This window comes from Luteibacter sp. P4_E6, from assembly GCF_056401535.1.
Genome location: NZ_JBFUJE010000519.1, coordinates 1 through 2,718 on the forward strand (window position 1 = coordinate 1; position 2,718 = coordinate 2,718).

Sequence of the window (2,718 nt, forward strand, 5' to 3'; positions counted from 1 at the left end):
AGCGGCCTTTCCGGTACGAAACGCGGAGGACTGTCTGAGCAGCGAGGGTGGGCACCGAAGGCTCTGCGCCTCACCCCTCACGCAACCGGCGGCCGGCGCCGGCCTTTCCTTTAACCCGGCAGGCGACGGATCGTCGCGCCGAGTACGCCCAGCTTCTCTTCGATGTTCTCGTAGCCGCGATCGATGTGATACACGCGATCCACGGTCGTGTCGCCCTCGGCAACCAGGCCGGCGAGGACCAGGCAGGCGGACGCACGCAGGTCAGTGGCCATGATCGGGGCGCCGCTCATCTTCGGCACGCCGGTGATGATCGCCGTGTTGCCCTCGAGGCGGATATCCGCGCCCAGGCGCTGCAGCTCCAGGGCGTGCATGAAGCGGTTCTCGAATACCGTCTCGGTGATCACGCCCACGCCTTCCGCGATGCAGTTGAGCGCGGTGAACTGTGCCTGCATGTCGGTCGGGAACGCCGGGTAGGGCGCGGTGATGAGGTTGACGGCCTTCGGACGGCGCCCACCCATGTCGAGCTCGATCCAGTCCTTGCCCGTGCTGATGTGCGCGCCGGATTCTTCCAGCTTCTGCAGCACGGCATCCATGGTATCGGCGCGCGCACCACGTGCACGCACCTTGCCGCCGGTCATCGCGGCGCCGACCAGGAAGGTGCCCGTCTCGATGCGATCGGGCAGCACTTCGTAGTGCGCACCGTGCAGGCGTTCCACGCCTTCGACGATGAGCGTGGAGGTACCGATGCCGTCGATCTTCGCGCCCATCGCCAGCAGGCAGTGGGCGAGATCGACCACCTCCGGCTCCTGCGCAGCGTTTTCGATGATGGTGGTGCCCGAGGCCAGGGTAGCGGCCATGAGAATGTTCTCAGTGCCCGTGACGGTGACCATGTCCATGACGATGCGGGCGCCCTTCAGGCGGCCGGCCTTCGCCTTGATGAAGCCGTTCTCCACCGTGATTTCGGCACCGAGCGCCTGGAGTCCGCGAATGTGCTGGTCCACCGGCCGCGAGCCGATCGCGCAGCCTCCGGGCAACGAGACTTCGGCCTTACCGTAGCGCGCCACCAGCGGGCCCAGCACGAGGATCGACGCACGCATGGTGCGCACGAGGTCGTACGGTGCGACGCAGGAGTTTTCCGGGCGCGGGTCGATATGCATCTTCATGCGATCGTCCAGCACCACGCGCACGCCCATGCGGCCGAGCAGCTCGATAAAGGTCGTGACGTCGTGGAGATGCGGCACGTTGCCGATGCTTACCGGTTCGTCGGCGAGCAGGCAGGAAGCGAGAATGGGCAGTACGGCGTTCTTCGCACCGGAAATGCTCACATCACCCACGAGCGGGTTGCCGCCGGTGATCAGGATCTTGGCCATGGAATTCGAATACCTGGAAAGGGAGGTCGTACGAAGGGCGTCGCGGCGCGCGTCAGCGGCGGCCGGCGGCCTCTTCGGGAGTAAGGGTCTTCAGGCCCAGGGCGTGGATGGCACCGCCCATGAGGTCGCCTAGCGTGGCGTAAACAAGGCGGTGACGGGCCAGCGGCAACTTGCCGGCGAACTGTTCCGAGATGACATCGGCCTCGAAGTGCACGCCGTCGTCGCCGCGAACGTTCACCAGGGCGCCGGGCAGGCCGGCTTCGATCAATGCCTGGATGCGGGCAGCGTCCATGGATTCTCCGTTGGAAGGGGGTCGTCGAACCGCAGGGTTCCGAAACGGACCCTGAACCATCGTTCGATGGCGGCGACGATAAAATGAGAATATGTAATGGTAATGGAAATCCGGTGTCGCAGAAATGGACATCCCGGGTCAAACGCCCCCACCCGGACCCCCGAGGCCGCATGAATGCCCGCACCGCACCGCCTCTCGATCACCCGCTAGTGAACGCCGACATCGTCGTCCGCAGCGCGCGCACCGTGATCGTCACCGAGGCGGCGGCCATCCGCGCCCTGGAAGACAAGGTCGATGCGTCATTCGTGGCCGCCTGTCAGATGATCCTGGCCTGCAAGGGCCGCGTGGTCGTCTCCGGCATGGGCAAAAGCGGGCACATCGCCCGCAAGATTGCCGCCACACTGGCTTCCACGGGAACGCCGTCATTCTTCGTCCACCCCGGCGAGGCCAGCCACGGCGACCTCGGCATGATCCAGCCGGACGACATCCTTCTGGGAATCTCCTACTCCGGCGAGACTGACGAACTCCTCTTCATTCTTCCGGCGATCAAGCGCCAGGGCATTCGGCTGATCGCGATCACGGGCAACCCGAAGTCGTCGCTGGCCAGACAGGCCGACATCAACATCGATGGCAGCGTGAGTTCCGAGGCCTGCCCGCACGGCCTTGCCCCCACCGCCAGCACCACGGCGGCGCTGGTCATGGGCGACGCGCTCGCGGTGGCCCTGCTCGAAGCCCGCGGATTCACGCCGGACGATTTCGCCCGCTCGCATCCCGCCGGCAGTCTCGGCCGTCGCCTGCTCCTGCACATCGCGGATGTCATGCACTCGGGTGACGATGTCCCCCGTGTGCATCTGGGTGCCACTCTCAGCGAAGCGCTCGTCGAGATGAGCCGAAAGCACCTGGGCATGACCGCCGTGGTCGACGACGACGGTGTCCTCCATGGTGTCTTCACCGACGGCGACCTTCGCCGCTGCCTCGACGACGATGGCATCGACCTCCGTAACGCCACGGTCGCCCAGTTGATGACAAGCGGGCCGAAAACCATCGGTTCGGACA

3 protein-coding genes are annotated in these 2,718 nt (G+C 65.7%); 1 reads left to right on the forward strand and 2 read right to left on the reverse strand.

Translation table 11 applies throughout. From position 1 onward, the window contains the following. Positions 1-110: 110 nt before the first annotated feature. Entirely contained in the window at positions 111-1,370 is a 1,260-nt protein-coding gene (gene murA, locus AC1DT2_RS20155; RefSeq protein WP_063573707.1) for a UDP-N-acetylglucosamine 1-carboxyvinyltransferase, read from the reverse strand. Positions 1,371-1,422: 52 nt separating this feature from the next. Then, positions 1,423-1,662, reverse strand: coding sequence for a BolA family protein (locus tag AC1DT2_RS20160; protein WP_063573706.1), 240 nt, complete (start codon positions 1,660-1,662; stop codon positions 1,423-1,425). A 170-nt stretch (positions 1,663-1,832) separates the two neighbouring features. Between AC1DT2_RS20160 and AC1DT2_RS20165 the strand changes: the two genes are divergently transcribed. Next, a partial coding sequence (locus AC1DT2_RS20165; RefSeq protein WP_477298304.1) for a KpsF/GutQ family sugar-phosphate isomerase occupies positions 1,833-2,718 on the forward strand: 886 nt, incomplete at its 3' end.